Here is a 2,406-nt window from a genome sequence, read left to right as displayed (position 1 = left end):
CAGAAAACCATAGCCCTGAAAAAGCCAGGAGTTCTGCGGACTGTCTCATTCTTTTGTTATCCGGGGAAAAAATCGGTATTAACCGACAGCCCCATGGGAGAAAAAATGTACGCTTTGTACCCAATAGTCCAGACTGCCCCGGAATCAGAATGCAAAAATGTACCAGATAGGGTAAACACACCAGAGACATATTTTCTTATCAAAAATATTGGCTGCCCTCTTTAAGTCCCCCCATACAAGGCAGACACGATCCGACTCTCAGATAAATCCTGAATGCCAAAAACCTTCGGTGTAAGAGCTGCCAGAATAAATACCGCCGCATAAGGAGACGTGGGGCATGTGGACGGTGGAATTTAAAAAATTCATTTTTTAAGTTAATTCCTGTATACAAAGGACTGTCGGAAACAAAACGCCAGTCTTGCATTAAAACAGCAAAATTGATATAATAAAAGAATAACAGCTTCAGAAATGGACATGAAAAAACAGACAGGAGATCATATGAAAGAAACAGTGTTGCTGTACGGATTTAAGGACCAGGAACGGTTAAAAAAGGTAAAGCGGGCGCTGCTCCCCTGGGGCTGCGGATGAGGACCGTGGGACCGGAGGAATATTTCCAGCCGGTGGGATACCTGGCCGGAGTGAAGGAGGTGCCTCCGGCGGAAAATGACCGCCCGGGTACAGAATTTGACTGCGAGATGATGGTCATGGCAGGCCTGGCGTCTGCACAGGTGGATGCGGTGATCCACGCCCTGTACCGGTCCGGGGTGGGCCGTATCGACTATAAAGCAGTGCTGACCCCTGTGAACCAGTTCTGGGATGGGGAAAAGCTGTATGAAGAGATCGCCAGGGAACATGAAGCGATGACAAAGGGAGGTTCCCAATAAATAAATGGAGGAATTGTATATGCAGTACAGAAAATTTGGTAATACTGGTGTTGAGGTTTCGGCTTTGGGCTTTGGATGCATGCGCTTCCCGGTCAACGAAGACAAGACCATCAACGAGGAAAAAGCCATCGCCATGGTGCGTCATGCCATCGATAACGGCGTCAACTATGTGGACACCGCGTATCCGTATCACCAGGGTACCAGCGAGCTGGTAGTTGGAAAGGCCTTAAAGGACGGCTACCGTGAAAAGGTGTACCTGGCAGATAAAATGCCTGTATGGCTCCTGGAGACAGAGGATGACTTTGACAAATATCTGGATGAACAGTTAAAGAAGCTGGATACGGACCACATCGATTTTTACCTGCTTCATGCCTTAAGCAGGGAACGCTATGAGGAAAAGGTGAAAAAGCTCAATCTGACAAAGAAGCTGGAGGAGGCCAAGGCCGCTGGAAAGATCCGCTACATAGGCTTTTCCTTCCATGATTCCCTGGACCTGTTCAAGGAGATCATCGATTCCTATGACGGCTGGGATTTCTGCCAGATCCAGTATAACTACATCAACCTGACCCACCAGGCAGGGACCGAAGGCTTAAAATACGCAGCCTCCAAGGGACTGGGCGTTGTGATCATGGAGCCGCTGTTAGGCGGAAAGCTGGCCAACCTGGCACCCCATGTGGCCGAGGCCTTCCCGGAAGGAAAATCCCATGTGGAATACGCTCTGGACTTCTTATGGGATAAGCCGGAGGTAAGCCTTCTCTTAAGCGGCATGACCGAGCCGGAGCAGGTGGAGGCCAACCTGGAATACGCCAGCCGCAGCCATGTGGGCATGGTGACAGAGGAAGAAAAGGCCGTTTACGAAAAAGCCAAAAAGATCTTCGACGAAATGGCCCTTGTGAACTGCACCAAATGCGCTTACTGCATGCCGTGTCCCTTTGGCCTGAATATTCCGGAGCTGTTTGCTGCATATAATATGACTGCCAGCCACGGCATGACCCCGGCTAAGGAGGCATATGAGGCCCTGTCCGTTAAGGCCGACGCCTGCTGGGCCTGCCATCACTGTGAAAAGGAATGTCCGCAGCATATTAAGATCAGCGAGATGATGCCAAAAGTAGCCCAGGCATTCGTATAGGCGGACTGGACGTGCCGGCCGGATCCGGGAAACGCAGGAAAATAAATATGGAAATGGAGGTCCTTTTATGCAGGAAGAGAAAAAGAAGAGCCGGAAAGAAGGAGATAAGGCCCGTCTGGCTGCGGCTGCGGCCCGCCTGGGCGTTCTCCAGAGACGGCTTAAGGATGAGAAGATCCCGGTCATCATCACCTTTGACGGCTTCGATGCTGCGGGAAAGGGCCTCCAGATCAGCCGTCTGATCCAGGCGCTGGATCCCAGGGGCTTTGACGTGTACACGGGAGACCGGGACGGGGAAGAGGAGGCCATGCACCCGTTTTTATGGCGGTTTGCCATCCGCTGCCCGGAAAAGGGCCGGATCGCCATTTTTGACACCAGCTGGAACCGGCGGATCTT

Annotated in this window: 3 protein-coding genes and 1 pseudogene; all 4 read left to right on the top strand. The window is 51.3% G+C overall.

The annotated features are described in order from the left end of the window. A partial coding sequence (locus tag OCV69_RS13055) for a hypothetical protein (protein WP_262563144.1) occupies nt 1-225 on the top strand: 225 nt, incomplete at its 5' end. 359 nt (nt 226-584) lie between these two features. Then, nucleotides 585-884 (top strand): DUF3783 domain-containing protein, encoded by a 300-nt coding sequence (locus OCV69_RS13050; RefSeq protein ID WP_262563143.1) that lies wholly within the window; start codon nt 585-587, stop codon nt 882-884. A 19-nt stretch (nt 885-903) separates the two neighbouring features. After that, complete coding sequence (locus OCV69_RS13045) at nt 904-2,013, top strand: aldo/keto reductase (RefSeq protein WP_158359567.1); 1,110 nt, start codon at nt 904-906, stop codon at nt 2,011-2,013. A gap of 67 nt (nt 2,014-2,080) precedes the next feature. Further along, nucleotides 2,081-2,406, top strand: a pseudogene (locus OCV69_RS13040) (phosphate--AMP phosphotransferase); the annotation flags it as partial.

Source organism: Alitiscatomonas aceti (assembly GCF_025567195.1).
Taxonomy (GTDB): domain Bacteria; phylum Bacillota; class Clostridia; order Lachnospirales; family Lachnospiraceae; genus Alitiscatomonas; species Alitiscatomonas aceti.
The sequence above is the reverse complement of the archived record's forward strand: the minus strand, read 5'-3'. Positions and strand labels throughout refer to the sequence as shown.